Origin of the sequence: Martinezella dioscoreae, from assembly GCF_009176305.1 — a bacterium.
GTDB lineage: Bacteria > Pseudomonadota > Alphaproteobacteria > Rhizobiales > Rhizobiaceae > Rhizobium > Rhizobium dioscoreae.
Genome location: NZ_BLAJ01000001.1, coordinates 265,876 through 289,527 on the forward strand (window position 1 = coordinate 265,876; position 23,652 = coordinate 289,527).

General features: G+C 59.6%; 24 protein-coding genes. 9 read left to right on the forward strand and 15 right to left on the reverse strand.

The window, feature by feature from the left end:
- Window positions 1-16: 16 nt before the first annotated feature.
- Window positions 17-220, reverse strand: a complete 204-nt coding sequence (locus GDN47_RS01255; RefSeq protein ID WP_015341042.1) for a YdcH family protein — start codon at window positions 218-220, stop codon at window positions 17-19.
- Window positions 221-450: 230 nt separating this feature from the next.
- Between GDN47_RS01255 and GDN47_RS01260 the strand changes: the two genes are divergently transcribed.
- Both GDN47_RS01260 and GDN47_RS01265 read left to right on the forward strand, forming a co-directional pair.
- Window positions 451-624 carry a YdcH family protein gene (locus GDN47_RS01260; RefSeq protein ID WP_069613224.1) on the forward strand — a complete coding sequence of 58 codons (174 nt, stop codon included), beginning with the start codon at window positions 451-453 and terminating at the stop codon, window positions 622-624.
- 254 nt (window positions 625-878) lie between these two features.
- Window positions 879-1,262 (forward strand): NUDIX hydrolase, encoded by a 384-nt coding sequence (locus tag GDN47_RS01265; protein ID WP_113330382.1) that lies wholly within the window; start codon window positions 879-881, stop codon window positions 1,260-1,262.
- 78 nt (window positions 1,263-1,340) lie between these two features.
- Here the strand turns inward: GDN47_RS01265 and GDN47_RS01270 are convergent, their stop codons facing one another.
- Window positions 1,341-1,601 (reverse strand): ArsR/SmtB family transcription factor, encoded by a 261-nt coding sequence (locus GDN47_RS01270; RefSeq protein WP_015341040.1) that lies wholly within the window; start codon window positions 1,599-1,601, stop codon window positions 1,341-1,343.
- A gap of 223 nt (window positions 1,602-1,824) precedes the next feature.
- On the opposite strand from GDN47_RS01270, the gene GDN47_RS01275 reads away from it, so the two are divergent.
- The 5 genes from GDN47_RS01275 (at window position 1,825) to GDN47_RS01295 (ending at window position 6,913) form a co-directional block, all read left to right on the forward strand.
- A complete protein-coding gene (locus GDN47_RS01275; protein ID WP_152092553.1) occupies window positions 1,825-2,478 on the forward strand; it encodes a thiamine phosphate synthase in 654 nt (217 codons plus the stop codon).
- A 9-nt stretch (window positions 2,479-2,487) separates the two neighbouring features.
- Window positions 2,488-3,708 (forward strand): tetratricopeptide repeat protein, encoded by a 1,221-nt coding sequence (locus tag GDN47_RS01280; RefSeq protein WP_152092554.1) that lies wholly within the window; start codon window positions 2,488-2,490, stop codon window positions 3,706-3,708.
- 190 nt (window positions 3,709-3,898) lie between these two features.
- A complete protein-coding gene (locus tag GDN47_RS01285; protein ID WP_112503102.1) occupies window positions 3,899-4,699 on the forward strand; it encodes an inositol monophosphatase family protein in 801 nt (266 codons plus the stop codon).
- A gap of 135 nt (window positions 4,700-4,834) precedes the next feature.
- A complete protein-coding gene (locus tag GDN47_RS01290; protein ID WP_113355205.1) occupies window positions 4,835-5,878 on the forward strand; it encodes a MotA/TolQ/ExbB proton channel family protein in 1,044 nt (347 codons plus the stop codon).
- A 3-nt stretch (window positions 5,879-5,881) separates the two neighbouring features.
- Entirely contained in the window at window positions 5,882-6,913 is a 1,032-nt protein-coding gene (locus tag GDN47_RS01295; protein WP_113421520.1) for a peptidoglycan -binding protein, read from the forward strand.
- Window positions 6,914-6,917: 4 nt separating this feature from the next.
- On the opposite strand, the gene GDN47_RS01300 is transcribed toward GDN47_RS01295, so the two are convergent.
- The 4 genes from GDN47_RS01300 to GDN47_RS01315 form a co-directional block, all read right to left on the reverse strand.
- Window positions 6,918-8,165, reverse strand: a complete 1,248-nt coding sequence (locus tag GDN47_RS01300) for an RNA polymerase sigma factor (protein WP_145631970.1) — start codon at window positions 8,163-8,165, stop codon at window positions 6,918-6,920.
- 7 nt (window positions 8,166-8,172) lie between these two features.
- Window positions 8,173-8,511 (reverse strand): YciI family protein, encoded by a 339-nt coding sequence (locus tag GDN47_RS01305; RefSeq protein ID WP_113330377.1) that lies wholly within the window; start codon window positions 8,509-8,511, stop codon window positions 8,173-8,175.
- Window positions 8,512-8,759: 248 nt separating this feature from the next.
- Window positions 8,760-8,948 carry a YegP family protein gene (locus GDN47_RS01310; RefSeq protein WP_015341032.1) on the reverse strand — a complete coding sequence of 63 codons (189 nt, stop codon included), beginning with the start codon at window positions 8,946-8,948 and terminating at the stop codon, window positions 8,760-8,762.
- Between the two features lie 108 nt (window positions 8,949-9,056).
- On the reverse strand, window positions 9,057-10,877 hold the full coding sequence (locus GDN47_RS01315) for an ABC transporter transmembrane domain-containing protein (protein WP_371865490.1): 1,821 nt from the start codon (window positions 10,875-10,877) through the stop codon (window positions 9,057-9,059).
- Between the two features lie 175 nt (window positions 10,878-11,052).
- On the opposite strand from GDN47_RS01315, the gene rpmE reads away from it, so the two are divergent.
- Window positions 11,053-11,274, forward strand: coding sequence for a 50S ribosomal protein L31 (rpmE, locus tag GDN47_RS01320; RefSeq protein WP_034503571.1), 222 nt, complete (start codon window positions 11,053-11,055; stop codon window positions 11,272-11,274).
- 74 nt (window positions 11,275-11,348) lie between these two features.
- On the opposite strand, the gene GDN47_RS01325 is transcribed toward rpmE, so the two are convergent.
- The 4 genes from GDN47_RS01325 to GDN47_RS01340 all read right to left on the reverse strand — a co-directional run bounded on the left by GDN47_RS01325 (window position 11,349) and on the right by GDN47_RS01340 (window position 15,957).
- Window positions 11,349-13,286, reverse strand: coding sequence for an elongation factor G (locus GDN47_RS01325; protein WP_113355197.1), 1,938 nt, complete (start codon window positions 13,284-13,286; stop codon window positions 11,349-11,351).
- 275 nt (window positions 13,287-13,561) lie between these two features.
- Window positions 13,562-14,077 (reverse strand): protease adaptor protein RcdA, encoded by a 516-nt coding sequence (rcdA, locus tag GDN47_RS01330; protein ID WP_113330375.1) that lies wholly within the window; start codon window positions 14,075-14,077, stop codon window positions 13,562-13,564.
- 384 nt (window positions 14,078-14,461) lie between these two features.
- On the reverse strand, window positions 14,462-14,653 hold the full coding sequence (locus tag GDN47_RS01335; protein WP_069611864.1) for a DUF1192 domain-containing protein: 192 nt from the start codon (window positions 14,651-14,653) through the stop codon (window positions 14,462-14,464).
- A gap of 29 nt (window positions 14,654-14,682) precedes the next feature.
- Window positions 14,683-15,957: an MFS transporter gene (locus tag GDN47_RS01340; RefSeq protein ID WP_113330374.1), complete on the reverse strand. Its 1,275-nt coding sequence runs from the start codon at window positions 15,955-15,957 to the stop codon at window positions 14,683-14,685.
- A 225-nt stretch (window positions 15,958-16,182) separates the two neighbouring features.
- Here GDN47_RS01340 and GDN47_RS31885 point away from each other — a divergent pair, with 225 nt between their 5' ends.
- Window positions 16,183-16,344, forward strand: a complete 162-nt coding sequence (locus GDN47_RS31885) for a hypothetical protein (protein ID WP_173002429.1) — start codon at window positions 16,183-16,185, stop codon at window positions 16,342-16,344.
- Window positions 16,345-16,392: 48 nt separating this feature from the next.
- Here GDN47_RS31885 and GDN47_RS01345 read toward each other — a convergent pair whose 3' ends face one another.
- The 5 genes from GDN47_RS01345 to GDN47_RS01365 all read right to left on the reverse strand — a co-directional run bounded on the left by GDN47_RS01345 (window position 16,393) and on the right by GDN47_RS01365 (window position 23,452).
- Entirely contained in the window at window positions 16,393-17,310 is a 918-nt protein-coding gene (locus tag GDN47_RS01345) for a PhzF family phenazine biosynthesis protein (RefSeq protein WP_113355195.1), read from the reverse strand.
- Between the two features lie 179 nt (window positions 17,311-17,489).
- Entirely contained in the window at window positions 17,490-18,674 is a 1,185-nt protein-coding gene (locus GDN47_RS01350; protein ID WP_233788672.1) for a serine hydrolase domain-containing protein, read from the reverse strand.
- A gap of 411 nt (window positions 18,675-19,085) precedes the next feature.
- A complete protein-coding gene (locus tag GDN47_RS01355) occupies window positions 19,086-20,111 on the reverse strand; it encodes a class I fructose-bisphosphate aldolase (protein ID WP_113355191.1) in 1,026 nt (341 codons plus the stop codon).
- Between the two features lie 216 nt (window positions 20,112-20,327).
- A complete protein-coding gene (locus GDN47_RS01360; protein WP_113355189.1) occupies window positions 20,328-21,530 on the reverse strand; it encodes a phosphoglycerate kinase in 1,203 nt (400 codons plus the stop codon).
- A gap of 71 nt (window positions 21,531-21,601) precedes the next feature.
- Window positions 21,602-23,452 (reverse strand): potassium/proton antiporter, encoded by a 1,851-nt coding sequence (locus tag GDN47_RS01365; protein WP_145631980.1) that lies wholly within the window; start codon window positions 23,450-23,452, stop codon window positions 21,602-21,604.
- Window positions 23,453-23,652 lie beyond the last annotated feature (200 nt).

Sequence of the window (23,652 nt, forward strand, 5' to 3'; positions counted from 1 at the left end):
CGTTGCGTTGTGCTCCTCAGGCGATGATATCGGGTATAATCTGGTCTTCCAGCTTGGTTAGCTTGTCCTTGATGACGAGCTTCTTTTTCTTCATGCGCTGGATACGAAGGGCGTCGCAGCCCGTTTCAATCATGGCATTGATTGCGGCATCATAATCCTCGTGTTCCTGGCGCAAACGCGCCACGATCAGCCTGATTTCCGCCTGTTCCTGATCGGCCATGTTCATTTCCCCAGCATATCGCGGAATCGCATTCGTTCCGCCTCCTGAATTCCGCAAGCTCCTATCACCAAATGACGATAACGGGAAGTTATCCTTCATCACGAATTTGCCGCCTATAGGCCACGTTTTCGCCTTCGACAAAGGCTCGATCTTATGGCACAGTGGGAGGGTTGACACCTAGAGCCTTGGCGAATGGATGGTCAGGGCTCTTAAGAGGAAGGAAGGGTCATATGACTGTTCAAGCTCATCTTGAATCGCTCGAAAAGAAACATGTCGCGCTTGAGGAGGCGCTCCATGCGGCAATGTCATCTCCCTCTAGCAATGATACGGAAATAGCCGACATCAAACGCAGGAAACTGCGCGTCAAGGACGAAATCCAACGTCTGCGTTCCTCAGTCCACTGAGGCAACGTTCCAAAGTTTAAAAGCCATCGATCTTGAGGGCAAGAGAGGCGGATCGAAAGGTCTTAAGGCAAATTCCCAGTCAGGATCGATGAGCATTTCCGTTTAACGGATGCGCCAACTTCATAGCGTCGGAGGTAGGGGTTGGCGCAATTTTCCCCATCTTATGCAACAAATGTCGTCGGTGACGACTCTTGGCTCGTTGTGATCCTCCGGCAAATCTCGCAAATTGCCGAAATTCGAGGCGCCGAGATGATATGACGACAATCGGGCTGGCTGCATTCATCGAAAGCGGCCGGATTCTGATGGCGCGTCGCGCCGCAAACAAGCAGTATTATCCGGGACATTGGGATTTAGTTGGCGGCCATGTCGAGGCGGATGAGCCTATCGTTGCCACGCTCATCAGAGAAGCCCGCGAAGAGGTCGGTGTTACACCTGTCGCCTTCCGCTATTTGGGTTTCTTCAAAGATAGCCGATACGAAACCACCTATCATTTATATGAGGTTACAGGCTGGTCCGGCGGATTGCCCAGGTTGATCGGACACGAACATACCGATTTGGCGTGGGTGGCATTGAATGATACCAGCTTTGTCGTGCCACTGGCTCATCCAGAAGTCATGTCGTTTCTGTCACCGGCTTAGCTCTAGCGGCGGCAGGCCAAAACCTCGATTCGTGTTGCAGTGATTGCCTGCCAAATGCCGCAAAGCGAAGGTCTCTTTTCAGGACCAGAATTGATCCAGCCACAAATTCAGCTTGTCGAAGCCGCGGCTGTTGACCGCATAGATGCGTTTCGTGCCTTCGTTGGTGACGGAAACGAGGTTGCTGTCGAGCAGCGCCTTGAGATGCTGTGAGACGGCCGGGCGGCTGATCGGCAGGCCCTGCGCCAGTTCGTTGACCGTCTTGGGTGCGCGGCGCAATTCCTCCAGCAGATGACGCCGGTTCGGATCCGCGATGGCTGCGAAAGGGTCCATGGTCGACATGGGCGAAAGCTACGTCAAACACCAAAGGGCGGCAAGTTAATTGTGCGCTGCATGATATATTGTGAGAATGGTCGCTTGCGAAGGTTCGCGTCATGAGTGTCCTCTGCTGCGAATTGCCGGTTTCAGCCGCTGCCCCTTGTCAGAGCGAGCTAACGGATTTACTCACGATTATCGAACCGGTGCGCCGTCGCTGACGATGGAAGCCGAAACCATGGAAGCTCGCATGACCGTGCCCGAAGATCGTTGCCGCCTAGTTCTCATCGTTCCCGACATTGCCGATATCGAGCAGCGGGCGAAGGCGGTGGCCGATGCCTTGAGGGGCGGAGACGTCGCCTCGGTTATCATTCCTCAATATGGTCTCGATGACAGCACCTTCCAGAAACATGCGGAAAAGCTGGTGCCGGTCATCCAAGCCGCAGGTGTGGCAGCGCTCATCGCCGGGGACAGCCGCGTCGCGGGCCGTGCCAAGGCTGATGGGTTGCATATTGCCGGCAATATCACCGAGCTTACCGAAGCCGTCGAAAAATTCGTGCCGAAGCTGATCGTCGGCGGTGGCAGCGCGGCCGACAGACATAGCGCGCTGGAGGTCGGCGAGCTCAGGCCGGACTATATCTTCTTCGGCAAGTTTGACGGCGACATCAAGCCGGAGGCGCATCCGAAGAACCTGGCACTCGGCGAATGGTGGGCCTCGATGATCGAAATTCCCTGCATCGTCATGGGTGGCACCGATCCGAAGTCGGCGCTGGACGTAGCCCTGACGGGTGCCGAGTTCGTCGCGCTGCATCAGGCGGTTTTTGCCGACCCTGCGGCAGCCCCCTCCATCGTCGCGGAAGTGAATGCGCTTCTGGACGAAAAAGCGCCACGGTTTGAGGATTGATAGCGATCCATGTCGTCAGCGCCTCGATTCCGCCATCGATCCTTCCTTGCCGTGCTTGCAGCCGGGCTCGCGGCATTTCCGTTGCTGGCCGCAGCGCAATCAGGCAACAGTGATACGTCGCTGCCCGGTGTTTCGCAGCCGGCGGAGAAGGGCGCGCGTCCCGATGACAACGCACAAACCGACGACGACACAACTGTGCCGGCTGCACCGCAGCATAACGACAATGTCATGACGCGGCCTTTGGGCGCCGATGCCGGCACCTTCAAGACCGAAAAGATTCAGCCGGGCGCGGAGCCGAAAGCTGACAGCGACATCAAGCCATCTCAGGGTGTCGGGGTTTTCGAGCGCATGGGGGCAAACTTGCCCGACCTGCCGCCGGAACGGCCCTTCACCGGCAAGGTGGACGATGCTTATGGCGCCTTCCAGCGCGGCTATTACCTGACCGCCTTCCAAAAAGCATTGCCGCGGGCGCAGCTTGGCGATCCGGCCGCACAGACCTTGATCGCAGAGCTGATGGCACAGGGCCTGGGCGTTAAACGCGACACGAAGGACGCCGCCTTCTGGTACGGCAAGGCGGCCGAGGGCGGCGATCCCACGGCGATGTTCAAATACGCGCTGATCCTGATGGAAGGGCGCGATGTGCCCCGCGATCAGAAGAAGGCCGACGACTGGATGAAGAAGGCGGCCGATGCGGGTCAGCCTTCGGCGGAATTCAACGTAGCCCAGATGCTGACGGCCGAAAATCCTGGCCCCAAGGGCCTGCAGATGGCGCTTCCCTATTATGAGAAATCTGCCGAGCAGGGCATCGCCGACGCGCAATATGCCGTGTCGCAGCTCTATCTCAACCTTCCCGACCTGCCGCCGGAAAAGAAAGCGCGTGCGCGGGAATGGCTGTCGCGTGCCGCCAATGCCGGCTTCGATACCGCACAGCTCGACATGGGCATCTGGCTGATCAACGGCACCGGCGGCGCACAGGATCTCGAAAACGGCTTCAACTGGATGAGGGTTGCAGCCTATCGCGGCAACGTCGTTGCGCAGAACAAGCTGGCGCATCTTTATATCAACGCCATCGGCACGAAGCAGGATCCGGTGGCGGCCGCTACCTGGTATGTCATTTCCCGCCGTGCCGGCCTGAAAGACCCCGAGCTCGAGGATTTCTATCAAGGGATCGAGGACTATCAGCAGAAGGCGGCCATCGACGCAGCCAACAAGTATCGGCGTGCGCGATAATAAAGTGTCGGATTGAGCCCTGGCGGAGCTGATCTGAGGTCAGTTTGCGTCTGCCATGGTCTCGCCACTTGAAATTCCCCCGATTTTATGGTCTTGAGGCCGCCAATCTTTATTTCCGCTGACGCTCCCGCTCCGTCGGGGCCTGCTTTCAGGCCCGATCAGCGCTTTCTGCATTACCCAAGGAAACCCGATGGCCCGTTCTGCTCTTCTCAATGTCATGGTTCAGGCTGCCCTCAAGGCAGGTAAGTCGCTCAGCCGCGATTTCGGCGAAGTGCAGAACCTGCAGGTTTCGGTGAAGGGACCGGGCGATTTCGTCAGCCAGGCGGATCTGAAGGCGCAGAAGATCATCCGCGACGAGCTGTTGAAGGCACGCCCGACCTACGGTTTCCTCGGCGAGGAAGGTGAAGAGGTCAAGGGCACGGATGGCGCTCATCGCTGGATCGTCGATCCACTCGACGGTACCACCAATTTCCTGCACGGCATTCCGATGTTTGCCGTTTCGATCGCGCTAGAGCGCAACGACGAGATCGTCGCCGGCGTCATCTTCAATCCGGCGACCGACGAACTCTATACGACCGAACGCGGCGGCGGCGCATTCCTCAACGATCGTCGTCTGCGCGTCGCCTCGCGCCGTGTGCTGTCGGACAGCGTCATCGGCTGCGGCGTTCCGCATCTCGGCCGCGGCAATCACGGCAAGTTCCTGGTCGAGCTGCGCCATGTGATGGGCGAAGTCGCGGGCGTGCGCCGTCTCGGCTCTGCATCGCTCGATCTTGCCTATGTTGCTGCCGGCCGCTTCGACGGCTTCTGGGAAACCGGCCTGTCTCCCTGGGATATTGCAGCCGGCATTCTGCTGATCCGCGAAGCCGGCGGTTTCGTCTCGGATTTCCATGGCGGCACGGACATGCTCGGCACCAATTCGATCATCTGCGGCAACGAACATATCCAGAAAGCACTCGCCGAAGTGGTTAAGCGACCGATCCCGACGAAGTAAGCCATTCCTCTGTTCGCTTTTTCAGATGACAAAACAGTCTGTTGCCAACGGACTGTTTTGTGCTTTCCGTCTCTTCAATTCGGCACAATGTTGCTCTAGTCTCCGCCTGCGGAAGATGCGGTGTCGGAGCGTGTGATGGAAAATGTGAATCTGTCGGATCTCGGATCGACCGACAACGTATCGGGAAATTACGCCTACAAGCTTTCCAGCCCGATGGCTTTCTTCTGGACGATGGTTCTTTTCCTGGTCATCGTCGGCTTCATCGTGGCAATCCTTTTCCGCCAGGCGCAGGTCGCCTTCCTGCACAATCCCGGCCTCAATGGCCTGATCGTCGGCGTTCTGGTCGTCGGCATTCTCCTGGTCTTCAACCATGTGCTGATGCTGAGGCCGGAGGTTCGCTGGTTCAATCATTTCCGTGCCGTCGGCAATGCGGACAAGGTCGGCCGCAATCCGCGGCTGCTGGCGCCGATGCGGGCGCTGCTTGGCAACCGCCGGGCGATGCAGCTATCCACCGCGACGCTGCGCTCGATCCTTGATTCGATCGCCACGCGTCTCGACGAATCGCGCGATACCTCGCGCTATCTCATCGGTCTGCTCGTCTTTCTCGGCCTTCTCGGCACTTTCTGGGGTCTGATCGGCACGATCGGCTCGATCAACGACGTCATCCAGGGCCTCGATGCCGGCACCGGCGACACCGGCGATATTCTGAGCGCCCTGAAGACCGGGCTTTCCGGCCCGCTGGTGGGCATGGGTACGGCCTTCTCGTCGTCCCTGCTCGGCCTTTCCGGCTCGCTGATCCTCGGCTTCCTCGACCTGCAGGCGGGCCGCGCGCAGAACCGCTTCTATACCGAGCTCGAAAACTGGCTTTCCTCCGTTACCGATGTCGGTTCCGACCTCACGCCTGTCATCGAAAGCGCGGCCGGTGCTTCCTCGGAAGATGTGCGGGCGCTGTCGGACTATCTGCGCAAGATCGCGGAGGAGGGCGGCGGCCAGCGTTCGGTGACCGCCATGGCAAACCTTGCCGAAGGCATTCAGGGCCTGGTCAAGAACATGCGCAACGAACAGCAGATGCTGCGCGATTGGATCGAGGCGCAGCAGGAAGAGGCGAAATCGATGCGCCGCACGCTCGATCGCCTCGCAGACCGGATCAGCCATACCGAGAAGACCGGGAGCAAGTAGGCCATGGCGCTCGCCCGCAACCGACGCCATCAGAGAAGCGTCGACTACTGGCCCGGCTTCGTCGACGCGTTGTCCACGCTGCTGATGGCGATCATGTTCCTGCTGACGGTATTCGTCGTTGGCCAGTTCATCCTCAGCCGTGAGATTTCGGGGCGCGACGAGGTGCTCAATCGGCTCAACAGCCGCATCAACGATCTGGTGCAGCAGCTGGCGCTGGAGAAGGGCAGCAAGCAGGATCTGGAGGATGCCGTCGCCAATCTGCAGGCGTCGCTGTCCTCTGCGGAGACAGAGCGCTCGCGGCTGCAGGCCCTGCTTGCAGCAGGCTCGGGCAGCAGCCAGGCCGCGGAAAAGCGGGCCGGATCGCTTTCGCAGGAGCTTGACGAGCAGAAGCAGGTGAGCGCGCGGGCAATGAGCCAGGTCGATCTGCTCAACCAACAGATTGCCGCCCTGCGCAGCCAGATCGCCGCTATCGAAGCTGCCCTTCAGGCATCGGAAGCCAAGGATCAGTCATCGCAGGTGAAGATTGCCGATCTCGGCCGGCGGCTGAATGTGGCACTGGCGCAGCGTGTGCAGGAGCTGAACCGCTATCGTTCCGACTTCTTCGGCCGTTTGCGCGAAATCCTTTCCGACCGCGATAACATCCGCATCGTCGGCGACCGCTTCGTGTTCCAATCCGAAGTGCTGTTCCCATCGGGTTCTGCCGATCTCAATCCGGCCGGCCAAACGGAGATGACCAAACTTGCAGCGGCTCTCATCGATCTTTCCAAGGAAATTCCGCCCGAGATCAATTGGGTACTGCGCGTCGATGGCCACACCGACAATGTGCCGCTTTCAGGCAATGGGCGTTATCCGGACAACTGGGCTCTGTCATCCGCGCGCGCCATCGCTGTCGTCAAGTTCCTGATCTCGCAGGGCGTGCCTGCCGACAGGCTGGTCGCGGCGGGCTTCGGTGAGTTCCAGCCGATCGCACCAGGCGATACGCCGGATGCCCGTGCCACCAACCGCCGCATCGAGCTGAAGCTGACGGAAAAATAATCAGTCATCGCTCCGGCGATGCGATACTATCGAGGCGCGCTTGCAGGAATTGCCGCACGGCTTCGCTGTCACTGAGGCCGATTGCGGTCCGATAGGCATTGGTGGCGTTTTCCATATCGCCAGTCTCGGTCAGCAGATGAGCGCGTACGGCCCAGTAAGGCTGATAGTTGACGATGTCGCGCCCGGCCATTCGGTCAAGAAGAGCCAAGCCCGCAGCAGGGCCTTCCACTCTGCCCGTCACAGCGGCGTGGCTGACGCGCGCGCCGGTCGTCGGCTTCATGATCACAAGCGCTTCATAGAGTCTGGCAAGAGCGGCCCAGTCTGTCATGCCCGAGCGTCGCCGGTCGGCATGCACGGACTGGATCGCAGCCTGACACTGGAATGGACCGAAACGCCCGAATGCACCGGCCCTTCGCAACAGATTGTCGGCTTCCACGATCATTTCGGCATCCCAAAGGGCCATGTCCTGCTCGTCGAGAGGGACATATCGTCCATTCGCATCGCGCCGTGCCGCGCGACGGGATTGGCTGTAGAGCATCAGCGATAACAAGCCCGCAGCCTCCGGTTCCTCGGGCAAGGTCGCAAGCAGAGTGCGGCCAAGCCAGATCGCCTCATCCGCTAGGGATCCTTGCTTGCCGATCTCTCCGTCGACCCCGTCCCAGCCGAGGCCATAGGCGGCATATATCGCCGAGAGCACGCTTTCCAATCGGTCCGGCAACACGGACCGTTCCGGAACGATAAAGGGAATATGTGCGTCGCGAATCTTGATTTTTGCCCGTACCAGCCGCTGGCTCATGGCTTGCGGCGAAACGAGGAAGGCCTTGGCGATGGTCGCGGCGTCGACGGCCAGCACGGATTGCAGCATCAGCGGGGTGTGAGCCGAGCGATCCAAAGCCGGATGGGCGCAGACGAAGAGGAGTTTCAGACGCTCATCCGGAAAGGCGGAATTGTCGGCATTCATGCGTTCCTCCGCTTCTTCGAAGGCCATCATGATCCTGTCGCGCGCTCCGGCCCTGACGCTTTCGTGCCTGACCCGGCGAAGGAGGTTACGCTTGGCTACAACCAGCAGCCAGGCTTCCGGATTGTCGGGAATGCCACGTTCCGGCCAAGTACTCAGCGCTGCAGCGATCGCATCGGACAAAGCATCCTCGGCCGCCGGCACGTCGCGGAAGCGTGTGGCGAGAAAGGCAATCAGCTTGCCGTAGGATTGACGCGCCGTTTGCTCGGCGGCGCGTCCGGCATCCAACGTCATGTGATGGCTACATCTGCAGTCGCGGCCGTATCTCGACCGAACCCTGCTGGGAGATCGGGACGCGCAGCGCCCATTCCAGCGCGGCATCGAGATCCGGCACGTCGATCAGGTAGAAGCCGCCAAGCTGCTCCTTACCTTCAGGGAAGGGACCGTCCTTTACCTCATGGTCCTCGCCCTGGCGACGGACGACCGTTGCCGTTTCCGGCGCCGTCAATCCCGCGCCCCCCGTCATGATGCCGGCCTGGATAAGGGCCTGCGTATAGGCGACCCAGCCGTTCTTATAAGTCGGATCGGCACGACGCCCAAAATCCTCGGCTGATTCACGAATAATCAAAGCATATTGCATGAGAAAAGTCTCCCATTTGCAGTTTTGACGATGGCCGAACGGCGTAACCTGCAAAGCTGAATGCCGGAATATACAACACCGCTGGCAAAACGGCTTCCTGCCGCTTCGATATGATGAGCCGTGAGCCTGCGTGAATTCGACACTCGCGGAAAGATTTTTTGAAATTTGTGGCCGAAAAATCAAACGGCCGGCATGCCCGAAGGGCAGCCAGCCGTTGATGGCTTTGCAGCGAGTGCGTGACGCGAGAATTATGCGGTGGCGGTGGTCTGGTCGTCGATGACGGCGCCGCCGACGTGGGCCTTGATCGATTCGATGGCATGCAGGGCCGAGGCCTTCGCCTTATAGCCTTCCGAACCGAACATGGTTTCGCCGTTCGAGGCCTTGAAGCGGAAGCGAAACTCGCCAGCCTTGTCCTTGTAGACTTCAAATTTATACATGGTTCTCGTCTCCTAGAATCGCGTCAGCGCGGGATAACGCCGAAAATCTAGCTCAACTTTGAAACTATTTCTACAAGGTTGTATTTGGCACGACTTGCCCGATTATCGCTATTTCGCAATGAGCATATGCTCCTCGATGCCGGCATCGAATTGCAGGCGGGCGAGCTTCGCATAGATCCCGCCGTGGCGAATCAGGCTCTGGTGCGTGCCTTCCTCGACGATACGGCCCTGATCCAGCACCAGAATGCGGTCGGCCTTGAGGACGGTCGCCAGGCGGTGAGCGATGACGAGGGTCGTGCGCGCCTCCATCAAGCCCTCCAGCGCCTTCTGAACGAGCGTCTCGCTTTCGGCATCGAGAGCGGAGGTTGCTTCATCGAGCAGCAGGATCGGCGCATTCTTCAGGATGGCGCGGGCAATGGTGACGCGCTGGCGCTGGCCGCCTGAAAGAGTGACACCGCGCTCGCCGACCTGCGTATCATAGCCTTGTTCGAGGCGTGAAATGAACTCGTCCGCCTGAGCGGCGATGGCGGCGGCGCGCACCTCGTCGCGCGAGGCGCCAGGGCGGCCGAAGGCGATGTTGTCATGAATGGAGGCTGCGAAGATGGTGGTGTCCTGAGGGACAATTGCGATGCGCTCACGCAGGGCATCCGGCAGCACATCGCGCGCATCGACACCATCCAGGGCGACGTGGCCCTTCTGCGGATCGTAAAAGCGCAGCAGCAGCGAAAAGATGGTGCTCTTGCCGGCGCCCGACGCGCCGACGATTGCGACCGTTTCCCCCGGCTTCACGGAGAAGGAGAGCCCATGCAGTGCCGATCTGTTCGGTCGCGACGGGTAAGAGAAATGGACGTCGGAAAATTCCACGCGACCCTGTGGCGGCTGCGGCAAGGGCAGGGGATTGGCCGGAGGTACGATCGGCGATACCTCTGCAAGGAGCTCGCCCAGGCGATCGGCAGCACCTGCAGCCTGGGAGAGCTCGCCCCAGACTTCCGACAGCGAGCCCAACGAGGAGCCGGCGATGACGGAATAGAGCAGGAACTGGCCGAGCGTGCCGGCCGACATCGTGCCGGCGAGCACATTCTGCGCACCGACCCAGAGAACCGCGACGATGCTGCCGAAGACCATGGCAATGGCAAAGCCCGTCAGCAGCGAGCGGGATTTGATCGCCGCACGTGCCGCCTGATAGGCATCCTCAACGGCGCTGCCGTAGCGCAGAGCGGCGGCGTTCTCGCCGTTGTAGGCCTGAATGGTGCGGTTGGCCGCGATGGTCTCGTTGGCATAGGCGGATGCCTGCGCCAGTGTCTCCTGCGCGGCTCGCGAGCGCTTGCGCACGGAACGGCCGAAACTGACCAGCGGTAGAACGATGATCGGGATCGCGATCAGCACGATGCTCGAGAGCTTCGGACTGGTGACGATCATCATGATCACTGCGCCGAGACAGAGAATCAGGTTGCGCAGCGCAACGGAGGCGGTGGCGCCGACCGCAGACTTGATCTGCGTCGTATCCGCCGTCAGCCGCGAGACGATCTCGCCGGACTGATTGACGTCGAAGAAGGAGGGCGACAGCCGCGTCACGTGGTCGAAGACCTCGCGGCGCATATCGGAGACGATGCGCTCGCCGATGGATATGACGAAGTAATAGCGCAGCGCGCTTGCAGCCGCGAGCAACAGGGCCATGATCATGATCGCTACGAAGTAGCTGTCGATCAGACCGCGATCGGCCTGATCGAAGCCGTGATCGATCATACGGCGGACGGCGACCGGCAAGGCGAGCGAGGTAACGGCGGCGATGACGAGCGATATGATTGCGCCTGCCACCATGCCCCGATATCGCCTGAGGTATGGCGCCAGTCGTCCGAGAGGACGGATCGAACGGTTTTTCTTTTCCTCAGCCTGGCCAGTCTCTGACAAGTCGTCTCCAATCCCCATATCAGCAAGGGACTCGACGTTTTCGCCCCTTGTTATCGCCGCTGCCTTCATGTATAGGCACGCCATCTTAATTGGAAGCCGTGGCCTTTAACGGACTGCGGCTTCATTTATTCAATCGGTTCGGTTGCCGCAATGCCTTGCGACAAATGGACCCTGGCATGACAGGAAGATTGTTATGAAGGCCAACATCCATCCCGACTACCACACCATCAAGGTGGTCATGACCGACGGCACCGAATATGAAACCCGCTCGACCTGGGGTTCTGAAGGCGCTGTCATGAACCTCGAAATCGACTCCAAGTCCCATCCGGCTTGGACCGGCGGCAACCAGCAGATGATGGACCGTGCCGGCCGCGTTTCGAAGTTCAACAAGCGCTTCGGCGGTCTCGGCATCTAATCGCATTGCGATTTGCCGCTTGAAAAAAGCCCGGTTTTGCCGGGCTTTTTTGCGTTGATACAGAGCTCGCACCCTCATCGCACACGCCGCAGGTAATCGGCACGGTCGAACGGATTTGCCGCTGCGCGCTCCCGTACACGGTGCGGACCCGATAAGGGCATATGGTGATCGAAGGCGTGCTCCAGGACGCCGGCTCCGCCCGACAATCCCGGCAATTGCCTTTGGATCGTGTGGATCATCGATGATGCCACCGTGCCCTCCAGTCGTGCGATACCATCGTCGATCAGCGATCTTCTCATCGATGCGCCGGATTTCGCGAGCAGGCTGTGCACGCCAGCCAACGCCGTTGCCGGTATCTCGACGTGAAAATGCTCGATAGGCTCGCATAGGATCGTCTGTGCGGATGAAAGCGCGGATGCGAGCACCAGCGGCGTCAGCTTGCGGAAGTCGACCGCCGTGCTCGCCGGCGAACTTTGCCGCGCCGCCGTCATGGCGACGTGGCAATCGATGATCTGCCAGCCGAAAAGACCTTCCTTGAGCGTTTCGAACGTAGCTTCCTCGACTGCCCGATAGAAGCTTGCCGGCATCTGGCCGACATCCACCTCGAGGGCAAAGCTGTTTCCGCTGCCTTCCGGCCGTGGCTCGACGCGCAAGCCGATGGTTGCGAGAAACGGATTGGGCTCCTTGAATATGTGCTCAACCGCGCTTCCCGTTCCAGCCGGCCTTTCGACATAGATGACGGTGCTTTCCTCGAAGGCGATGTCGAGGCCGAACTCGGTCGAGAGGGTTGCCTGGATGACCTCCTTCTGCACTTCGCCATAGAGCGAGACATATATGTCGCCTGTTTCCTCATTGGCGCGCAGGTTGATGAGCGGATCCTGCTCTGCAAGTTGCCCCAGAGCCAGCCAGAGTGCTGCGTTTTCTGAAGGGCGCAGGGCGCGAATGCGGGTTTCCAAGGTCGGCGGCGCGAAGTGGCGAAGCGTGCCGGGCGGCCCTTCGATGCCGATCCAATCTCCGATACGGGCATTTGCGAGCCCGCCGACCTTGGCGATCTGCCCCGCGTGAACCTGTGAAACCTTGTCCGCTTTGCCATCGCGGAAAAGCTGAAGACTGCCGATCTTCGCCGAGCCGCGAGGAGTTTCGATGTCATCTCGAAGGTTGATCGTGCCCGATGCCAGATAGAGGTAGGCGAGCTTCTCGCCGCCCCACCCGCGTTCAATCTTGAAGATCGTCCCGGAAACCGGGTCGTCATGGTTCGGCTGCCGGCTCGGCAGCAGGGTTTCGATTGCCGAGATCAAGGCAGAGATCCCGAGACCCCGCGTCGCCGCACCGGCAAATGCCGGATGGATAGAGGACTTCGCTACCTGATCGGCCAAGGCTTGTTCCAGCCTCTGTCGTGTCAGGCGCTCGGGAGCCACAACATAATCTTCCAGCAAAGCCTCGTCGTTGATTGAAAGTGCTTCACACAGGCGCGAGAAATGCGGATCGCCGCCGAGATCGGCAGCTTCCACGGTGGCGAGCCTGCTGCCGGCAGCATGGACGATCGACATTGCAATGGGGCGGACCGCCAGCTGGGTCGCCATATCCTCAAGCACCTCATCATAGCGTGCGCCGAGGCGGTCGACCTTGTTGACGAAGAATATGAAGGGTATCCCGAGGCGTCGCAATGCTTTCACAAGCACGCGCGTCTGTGGCTGCACGCCCTCGACTGCAGACACGACGACCACTGCCGCATCGAGCAGCTGCAGCACCCGTTCGATCTCGGCGATGAAGTCCGGATGGCCAGGCGTATCAATGAGGTTCACCGTGACGTCACCGACGATGAAGGAAACCACCGCCGCGGCGATGGTGATGCCGCGTTGTCTTTCGAGTTCGAGACTATCGGTCTGCGTGCTGCCGGCGTCGACGCTGCCGAGTTTGTCGATTATGCCGGTGTCAAAAAGGAGCCGTTCCGTGAGGCTAGTCTTGCCCGCGTCTACATGGGCGAGGATGCCCAGATTCAATGTGCGCATGGTTCATCATCTTCTCAGAATTTCGGATTTGATTTTCGTGAGAAGTGAGTCGGCGCATTGGGTCCTCCACGCACATTCGATATCGGCCTGCTTCTCCCTTGAGAGAAGCATGCACTCTTTTTTACAGAGGTTTCACGGAATCCGTCAAGTTTGGCCCGGCTTCGACTTCAGGCCTAACTCTGCGCACGGCTTTTCGGAGGGCTGGATGATTGCTCAAAACAAAACCGGCCACGTCAGGCGCGGCCGGTTTGAAATCATTGCGGATTGTCTGAAGCTCAGTTGCCGCCAAATGCGGTCTGCAGCAGGGTCAGCTGTGCCTTGACGCTGTTTTGGTTGTCCGGAACGATAGCAGCTTCCGTCGGGCGGTAGATTTCGCGATCGAGAATGGCGACGCGATTCTGCAGGCGCAGCGAACGCTCCACGAGATCACGGAAGGATTCCGGCAGGTCATTCCAGCCCGGCGCGTTGCGGTCGACGTTGAAGCCGTCGAGGCGAACCTTGTTCTTTTCGGCCAATACCTGATCGCGCGACATTTCGCCATTGTTGACGGCGCGCTGGAGGAGCAGCCAGGAGGCCATCTGCATCAGACGGGTGGTCAGTCGCATGGATTCGGCGGCATAAAGCACGGAGGCCATGCGCGGCAGAACTTTGGAAGCGGCGCGGCCTTGGCCGTCGAGATAACCGGCGGTTTCTTCGACCAGCGACATGCCTTCAGAATAAAGCGCCCTGAACTGCGCCGACGATGCGGCGTGGCCAGCAAAGCTGATCGTGTTCAACCCAAGTTCCGACATCGAATAAATCCCTGCTTCACGCAACACTTTTGTTCAGGAAAAGCCGGTCAAGTCCCTAAGAGCTTTCGGCATCCGCTTTTATGACTTTAAGATGGTTGTTTTAACTGAAATTCGCAAGGCGATTCTTAAGAAAGGGTTAATCTCCACAGTTTCGGCGAGGTCCGCGATACAGGACAAAAAAGAAGAGCCGCAAAAGCGGCTCTCAAGGTAAAACAGGGAGAAAAATCAGACCAATTCGCCAAGTGGAGGAACTGTCTGAGTCCAGAGCGAATCTGGATGGTCATAGTAATATGTCGTAAAGCTTAATATTGAGTTGACCATGCCTTGATCCTGGACTCCCCCGCACGGATTTCGTGCTATGGCAAGCCACCTTGGAACGGTGCGTCAGAAGCGGAAAAGACTATCCGCCGCTTTTCGGCCGGAGGTCTTGGTGGCGATTTCCTCTTCCAGCCGGGCTATCTCGCCCTGAAGCAATGCGACGCGACTTTTCAGCTCGTCCACCGACAGTAACGACAGGTCACTACCGATCTCATGGGCGGACGGCTGCTTGGGACGATCATCATCGAATAGGCTCATTTCGGCTCCTCCTTTCCCTTGTCGAGGGATCAGGTGCCGTAATTTACAGTTATATCGTCCTTTTTTGAAGTCTCGCTGCGCGCGAGCGCCATGCTCTCCGGCGTGATCATCTGCGCGTTGGCCGACGGCATGGTCGTATAGGCGTCGCGATCGCCCGCCGGCTTTGCGGCACGCATGCGGCTGCGGAAGATCGAATAGGAGGTAATCAGCACATGGGCGATGGCGGTGACGAAGAACAGCGAGTAGGGGCCGATGGAGGACATGACCGGGCCACTCAGCGTCGGCCCTATGATTGTGCCGATGCCATAGAGCAGCAGCAGGCCGCCCGACACCTTAACGAAATCCTCCGGCGCGGCGAAGTCATTGGCATGGGCGACGGCAATCGGATAGAGGGTGTTGGCGACGGCGCCGTAGATGACGACCATGCTGATGAGGAAAGCCGGGCTGCCCGGCTTCAACAGGAAGAGCAGCAGGCCGTCGAGGGCTGCGATTGCAGCCATGCCCGCAAGCACGTAGCGGCGGTCGATGCGATCGGACAGGCGGCCGGCCGGCAGCTGCATCACAGCGCCGGCAAAGATGGTCGAACTCATCATCAGCGCGATATCGCCTTCTGAAAGGCCGGCCTTGGCGCCGAAGACGGCGCCAAGCGTGCCGTATGCGCCATTGGCGATGCCGACGAGCAGGATGCCGATCGAGGCGACCGGCGAATTGCGGTAGAGCGCTCTCAGGTCGAGGCTGACGGCCTTCAGCGGCTGCGGCGAGGCGGCGGTCGACAGCGTGGTCGGCAGCATGGCGATACAATAGCAGATGCCGCACACCATGAAGAGGATGGGCGTATGGACATCGGCGAAGGGCACCATCATCTGCCCGGCGACGGCGCCGATCAGCGTAATACCGATATAGAGTGAGAAGATCGCGCCACGGCTTTCATTGGTGGCGCGTTCGTTGAGCCAGCTTTCGATGATCATCGAAGTGCCGGCCGTGCAGAAGCCGGTCACCGCGCGCAGCGCCACCCACCAGATGGGGTCGACGATAATGCCGGTCAAAAGCGCGATAATGGCGATGACGGAGATGAAGCCCGAAAAGGCACGCACATGGCCTATGCGCCGGACCAGTTTCGGCGCCGTCAGGCAGCCGAGCACGAAGCCCGTCGCCCAGGTGGTGCCGAGCAAACCGAGCGTCGTCGTCGCATAGCCTTCGGCCGTGCCGCGCACAGGCAGCAGCAGGCTGTGCAGGCCATTGCCCGTAAACAGGAACAGCGTGCCGAACAGCAGAGCGAGTACCGGCAATATGTTTCTTTTCATGCTCCCCACCTTCATGCCGCTCCATTTAAGGAGCCGAAAGACAGGATCGTGCCCTGCCTGCATTCGCTATTGATTGTGTCCCGGATTGCCGCTATCGGCCTGTAGAAACAGTCTGTTGGCGCGGAAAAATGTCCGTCCTATGACGATTAGAGCATGATCGCGAAAGGCGTGCAGCGGTTTTTGGTCGCGGCTGCCCTCACTCTTGCATAAACGGGGAAAAATAGCGTGACAAAAGCCATAGCGATGCTGCTTCTGCTCGCCATGGCGGTGCACATCATCAAGCCTTTGGGGCTGCCGGGCCTGAGGCGCAGGGCCGATTTTTGGAAGATCGCTATCTTCGCCTTTGCCGTCTGGACCGTGGCGCTCGTTATCAACGAGGTGTTTTAGCGCATTTTAGGCTAAATTCAGGGCTTCAGCGCCGCCACGCGCGGCTGCCTAAAGTTGGATCTCTCCGCGCATGAGGGAGACGCAGCTGCCCGACAGCAAGACTTCGTTTACCGTGCCGGCAGATTTCCTGACATCAACGCCGATAAGGCTGCGTCTTCCCATCTCCACGCCCTGTTCGATAGTGATTTTCACCTCCGCATCCCGTGCCGGCAGCAGGGAAGTCAGATAGGCGCTGATCGCGGCAGAGGCGCTGCCGGTCGCCGGGTCTTCCGTGACGTTGTCGAGCGGCGCGAACATGCGGGCGCGAATAGCCCACGGATTTTCTGCCGAGCGCACATAGAGAAAGAGCGAAAAGCCGGTCTTGTCTTCCTTGTGGCGTGCGGCCGCTTCAGCAAAAACGGCGGCGTTCGGCCATGCCTTGGCGAGCGTTTCGAGGCTATCCAGCTCTGCGAAGGCGAAAGGCAGGCCGACGGACGCGAAAGTCGGCGCATGGGTTGTGTGGCGGATCGATTGCGGATCGATCTGCACGCAAGCGGCAATCAGTTCGTCGGCAATGGTTTCGCCGATCGTAAGCCTGCCCGGTGCGCGAATGCTTGCGCCGGAGACGCTGCCACCGTTGCGCAACAACGTTACCTCGACAAGCCCGGCATCCTCTTCGAAGATCAGCCTGTCGCTTATGGATTTTCCGAAGATCGCTTGCTGCTGGCCGAGGACGAAGGCGGTGCCGACATTGGGATGGCCGGCAAAAGGGATTTCGGCCGTGGGCGTGAAGATGCGGACGTGGGCCGTATGCTCCGGGTTTTCCGCCGGCAGCACGAAGGTCGTTTCCGAATAACCGAACTCGGCTGCGATCTTCTGCATGGCGCCGCTGTCGAGACCGCGGGCATCGGGAATGACGGCCAGGGGATTGCCGACGAAGCGTTCGGATGTGAAGACGTCGACGGTGACGTAGGCAACGGTGTTCATGACGGCTCCCGGCAGCTTTGGTGGAACTGCCAGGATTTAGCCGCTGCTCGGGCAAGCTTGAAAGCCGGAACTTGTGTCCGTGACAAGTTGGCTAACGGTTCTGGCGAAGATAGCCTCTTATCCCAACCCCTTCTCCTCAACGGGAGAACGGGTTTTCTGCAGCACGCATGAAGATCGCTTCAATTGCTCTGGAACTGTTTGAGCACGCTGGACCAGAGTTCGACGAGCTCGGCACTGCCGACATCGCCGGGCTTCGCACGGACCGCGGTGTGTACGAGAACCAGATGTGTCGTCGGGTCGACCAGGATGCGCTGGCCGGCTTTGCCGTCCAGGAAAAACGTTCGGCGCGGACCGGGCATCAGCCAGGTCTGATAGCCGTAGCCCCAGGGGTTCGTTTCGTGATTGACCGCCAGGAACGAGCCTTGCTTGACCGGCTCCGTGGCATCCAACAGCCATTGGCGGGGTATTATTTGCCGGCCGTTCAAGGCGCCGTCATGCGCGAGCAGCAGGCCAAAGCGGGCATAATCGCGAAGTGTCGCGCTGAAGCAGCAGTAGCCGACCTCTTGGCCGGTGCTGTCGACCTGCCAGTTCGCGCTGGCTTCCGCACCCATCGGCTGCCAGATGCGGGTCTGGAGATAATCCGCCATGCTCATATGGGTGGCGTGGGTCAGGACCAAGCTCAGCCCTTCGGTGTCAAGATTGCTATAGTGCCACACCGTATCGGGAGGAGCGACCCGCTTGTTGAACCGCGATACGGCCGTAATGGGGTCGAGTTTTTCCGGGCCGAGCAATGAATTGCTGAGATGAACGTTGTCGTCGGGGTTGCCGAAGTTTTCGGTGAAGGCAATGCCGGAAGCCATATGCAGCAATGCGCGGATCGGCGTAACGCCCATCTCTGTGCCTTTCAGTTCCGGCACATAGGTCTCAACCGTATCGTCGATCGAATGGATGGCGCCCTCGGAAATCGCAATTCCGATCATCATGGCGGTCAAGGTTTTCGCCATGGATTGCGAGACAAGCCGGTCGCGGTCGGTGCGGCCATATTGGTAATGTTCGAACAGGATCGTGTCGTTGTGGGCAATCAGCAGGCCAGTGGTGGGATTGGTGGCGAGATATTTCGACAAGGAGCCGGTTTCCGTGCCGAACGTGAACTTGACCGAAATCTCGGACGGCGCGCGTAAGAGGAGTAGCGGATGCTCGGCGGCGGCGATCATATGCGTTGGCGCAAGCTTATCGGCGTGACTGAAATTGCCGATCATGTTCCGTTGTTCGCTCAGCGGCAGGCCGACGGGATAGCCGAGTTTCTCACCGTAAGCCTCTGCATCCGGTCCTGTCGCGGAAAAGACGGGAACGGCCGTCTGCAATTGTTGGGCGCGAGAAGTGTCTATTTGTGCAACTAAGAATACAGAAAGAACAGCAACAAAACTGCGCCAAGCAAGCATATGGCAACCCCTCTATTTGGCCCCTTTATTATAAGTGGGACAATCCAGTGCCGTGTTTTCGTAACATCCATTTGACACGGATTGCTTTCCGATATCACGGCAAGCCTATTCTTGTCATTGTGACAGATGTGACTTGCTCTGTTCTGAATGCCCGGCTGGCTATTCCCCGAAAGCAAAAAAAGCCCCGGTCGCATCGCGACCGGGGCCTTTCGTGCATTCGAATACTCTAGTGGTTCAGCTTTTCACAGCGTCATCGAACCACTCTATCCCTTTGTTTCCAAGCAATTCCGAGAAAATTGCAGTGCCCTTTTCCTGGAATTGCTCCAGCTGACATCAGGCAGCCTGTTCGCGATCCTTTGTCCAGCTACCCTTGGCGGCGAGATAGTTCATCTCGGCGCGATGGGTGAAAGCACGTTGGCCGGCGGCAACGTTTTCCGGCTTGCCGCCCCATGCCTTCAGCGCGCTGTCCTGCAGGGCGCGACCATAGGAGAAGGTCACTTTCCAGGGCAGTTCATAACCGGAGTTGATGGCGGAGAGATGGGCCGTCGCCTCTTCGGTGGACTGGCCGCCGGAGAGGAAGGCGATGCCGGGAACGGCCGACGGAACGGTTTCCTTCAAAACCTTGACGGTGCGTTCGGCGACCTGCTCGACCGAGGCCTTGCGGACCTTCTTGCCGTCGATGACCATGCTCGGCTTCAGGATCATGCCTTCGAGCTTGATGCGGGCTTCTGCGAGTTCCTGGAAGACGATCTGCAGCGTCCAGCGGGTGACTTCCTCGCTGCGATCGAGGCTCTGCGTGCCGGGTTCGCCATCCATCAGCACTTCCGGTTCAACGATCGGGACGATCTTGGCCTGCTGGCAGAGGGCGGCATAACGGGCAAGCGCGTGGGCGTTGGCCTTGATGGCGCCATAGGTCGGCAGCGTATCGGAAACGGCGATCACGCCACGCCACTTGGCGAAGCGGGCGCCGGCGTCATAATATTTCGCCAGACGATCCGCGAGGCCGTCCAGGCCTTCGGTAACGGTTTCGCCGGGGAAGGCGGCGAGCGGCTTGGCGCCGACATCGACCTTGATGCCGGGAATGCTGTCGGCAGCCTTGATGATATCGACGAAGGGGGTGCCGTCGGCGGCCTTCTGGAAGAGGGTTTCCTCATAGAGGATGACGCCGGAGATGTACTTCTTCATTGCGTCGTCGGAGCGGAAGAGCATTTCGCGATAGTCGCGGCGGCTCTCTTCCGTTGATACGAGAGAGATGGCGTCGAAGCGCTTCTTGATCGTGGCGGTGGATTCATCCGCCGCCAGGAGGCCCTTGCCACCAGCAACCATCTTTACGGCAATGTCTTCAATTCGTTCGCTCATTTTGTTTCTCCAAGGCGATTTCATTCGGCGACAAGAACAATATAGATCGGCGATAACAGAAGTGTAGAAGGAGGGAAATGGCAGGCTAACTAATTGAAACGATTGAAATGATTTCAACCGTTTGAAAGTCTTTCATGTAATCCTAGCACTCATGGAAAAGCCGCGAAAGCTTTAGCTTTCGCGGCCGGTATCATTCGCGGCGATAAGGCTTGCTGTTTACTTGCCGGCCTGCAGAACTGCGACACCCGGCAGGACCTTGCCTTCCATCCATTCGAGGAAGGCACCGCCCGCCGTCGAGACATAGGTGAAGTCGTCGGCAACGCCCGCATGGTTCAGCGCCGAAACCGTATCGCCGCCGCCGGCGACGGAGGTCAGCTTGCCAGCTTTCGTACATTCAGCAGCGTATTTGGCGACTGCGACAGTTGCGGCATCGAAGGGCGTGATTTCGAAGGCGCCGAGCGGGCCGTTCCAGACGAGCGTGGTGGCGCGGCCGATCCAGTTCTTGATTGCTTCAATCGACTTCGGACCGACATCGAGCACCATGGCATCGGCGGGGATCGCTTCGATCGCGACGACTTTGTTGTCGGCACCGGCCTTGAACTCACGGGCGACAACGCCGTCTTCCGGCAGCACGATCGCGCAGCCGGAGGCAGCGGCTTCGATCATAATCTGCTTTGCGGTATCGGCGAGATCATGTTCGCAGAGCGACTTGCCGACATTGGTGCCGCGGGCGGCGATAAAGGTGTTGGCCATGCCGCCACCGATGACAAGCGCATCGACTTTTTTCACCAGATTCATCAGGAGGTCGATCTTGGTGGAGACCTTGGCACCGCCGACAATGGCGACGACAGGGCGGACCGGATTGCCGAGGCCCTTTTCCAGGGCTTCAAGTTCCGCCTGCATTGTGCGGCCCGCATAGGCCGGCAGCAGGTGGGCAAGGCCTTCCGTGGAAGAGTGGGCGCGATGCGCGGCCGAGAAGGCGTCGTTGACGTAGATATCGCCATTGGCGGCAAGCGCCTTGGTGAAGGCTGCGTCGTTCTTTTCCTCTTCCTTATGGAAGCGAGTGTTTTCCAGCAGCAGGATGTCGCCATTGTTCATCTTGGCAACGGCGTCGGCCGCCGGAGCGCCGATGCAATCGGAGGCGAACAGAACGGCATGATCCAGAACTTCTTCGACGGCCGGCACGATGAGACCGAGGGAGAGATCCGGGGAGGGGCCATCCTTCGGGCGGCCGAAATGGGCAAGCAGAATGACCTTGGCGCCCTTTTCGGACAATTCGAGAATCGTCGGGGCGACACGTTCGATGCGGGTCGCATCGGTGACCTTGCCATCCTTGACCGGCACGTTGAGGTCGACGCGCACCAATACGCGCTTGCCGGAGATGTCGGTGAGATCGTCGAGGGTTTTGAAGGCTGCCATGGGAGGATCCAATATTGTTGGTGGCGAAAAGCGGGCCGACCATACTACGGATGATCGCAGACGCAAGGCGTTCAGACGTCGTTTTTGCCCGTCGTCGAATCGCTTGAAACGACTTCATGCGCGCGCTCGCGGCGCTTCTGCAGGTAGGCGCGGATACTCTTCAGGATATCATGGAGATTGATGAAGATCGGCATGATGACGGGCGGTTCCACCGCCTCGAGCGACATTCCGACGGATTGGATATGATCGTTCTCGTCGAGATCGCGGACGATGAGGATAATCTCGCCCAGACGAACGCGATCCGCATAGTCGGCCTTGCCACCGAGGCGATGGCGCATGAGCTCCGCTATGGTCAGTCCCTTCTCCTGCTCACTCAGCAGGCCCGGCCCATAGGCAGCATCGAGATCGGCGGCAGGGCGAAGCGGTGAGATCGAGAAGGCGCCGAAGAATTCGGCATCCTCAGGATCGACCGGCGCGCGGCTAGCGAAGAGGCGGTCGAGCAGGCGCGAATAATTGGGGGAGACGAAAAGATAGACGACATCATTTTCGCGCAGGCGCCCGGCATATTGATAGCGCATGGACTTGCCGTCGCGAACGATCAGCGATGGTGTTGCCCAGCGCGGAATGCGCTCGCCGCGCAGGACCGGACTGTCCTTCACGACACGATAGGAGAGGAGTTCGTGGTTGACCGTGCCCGGCAGGTCGACCTCGACCTTGTCGATCGCGCCCATGCGCGGGGGAATGATGAGGCCAAGCCGGCGCGCCATCGGCTTGATGGTCCAGCCCTGTACGAGCAGTGACACCAGCACGACGATGAAGGCGACGTTGAAATAGGTTTGGCCAGCCTGCAGGCCGCCGAGGATCGGCATGATGGCCAGAAGAATGGAGACGGCACCGCGCAGACCGACCCAGGCGACGAAGCCGGTTTCCCGCTGCGTATAATCGAACGGCAGCACACAGAGCCAGACGGCAATCGGCCGGGCAACGAAGATCAGGAACAGTGCCAGCGCGATGGCGGGGATGGCGATCGCCGGAAATTCCGAGGGCGTGGCGAGCAGACCGAGCACGAGGAACATGATGATCTGCGCCAGCCAGGTCATGCCGTCCTGGAAACGCTTGATCGAGGCCGATGCGGGCAGCTTGCGGTTGCCGGCATAGATGCCTGCGACATAGACGGCCAAGAAGCCGCTGCCGCCGACAGCGCCGGTAAACGAGAAGACGAGGAGCGCGAGCGCCAGCACGAAGATGGGCGTCAGGCCGCGATCCGTTTCCAGGCGGCTGACAATGAGGACGATCATCATGCCGCCGAGCAGGCCGAGTATGACACCCAGCCCCATCTGCTGGACAAAGGTGGCAAGCATGGCGAGGTTGATGCCGGCATAGCCTTCGCCATTTGCCAGGAGTTCGACCAAGGCAAGCGTCAGAAAGATCGCCATCGGATCGTTGGTGCCGGATTCGACTTCCAGTGTCGAGCGTACCTTGTCACGGATGTTGATGCCGCCAATGCGCAGCAGGAAGAAGACCGCGGCCGCATCCGTCGAGGCGACGATGGAGCCGAGCAGCAGGCCCTGCAGCCAAGTGAAGCCGAGCAGCCAGGTGGCGGCAAGGCCGAACAATGCCGCCGTTACGACGACGCCAACGGAAGCGATGGTCAGCGCGGGTGCCGCAGCAAGCTTGAAGGCCTGGATCGGAGTGCCGTAGCCGGAGTCGAAGAGGATGATGGCTAGCGCCAGAGAGCCGAGAATATAGGCGAGATAATTGTTGGAGAATTCGATGCCGAGGCCGTCCGTGCCGGCGGCAAGGCCGATCATCAGGAAGAGCAGCAGCAGGGGAGCGCCGAAACGGAAAGCAAGGAGGCTGGAGAAAGCCGCGATGAGAATGAGAACCGTGCTGATCAGCACGATAATATAAAATGCCTCCACCTTTTCTTCCCCTTTTCCGTGCGCCGCTGCTGGGGCCAAAAAGCCCGGAATGCGGAAATCCCTTCGTCATCCCATCATGCAGTCCTGCCGACCATATTGGCAAATATGGCCTTAATCAGAGGAGAGCTTTACGACTGAGCCCGCCCTGACGATTGCAACAGCATGGTGTGATGCGCTTTTGCCAGAACGGCGAAGCGGCT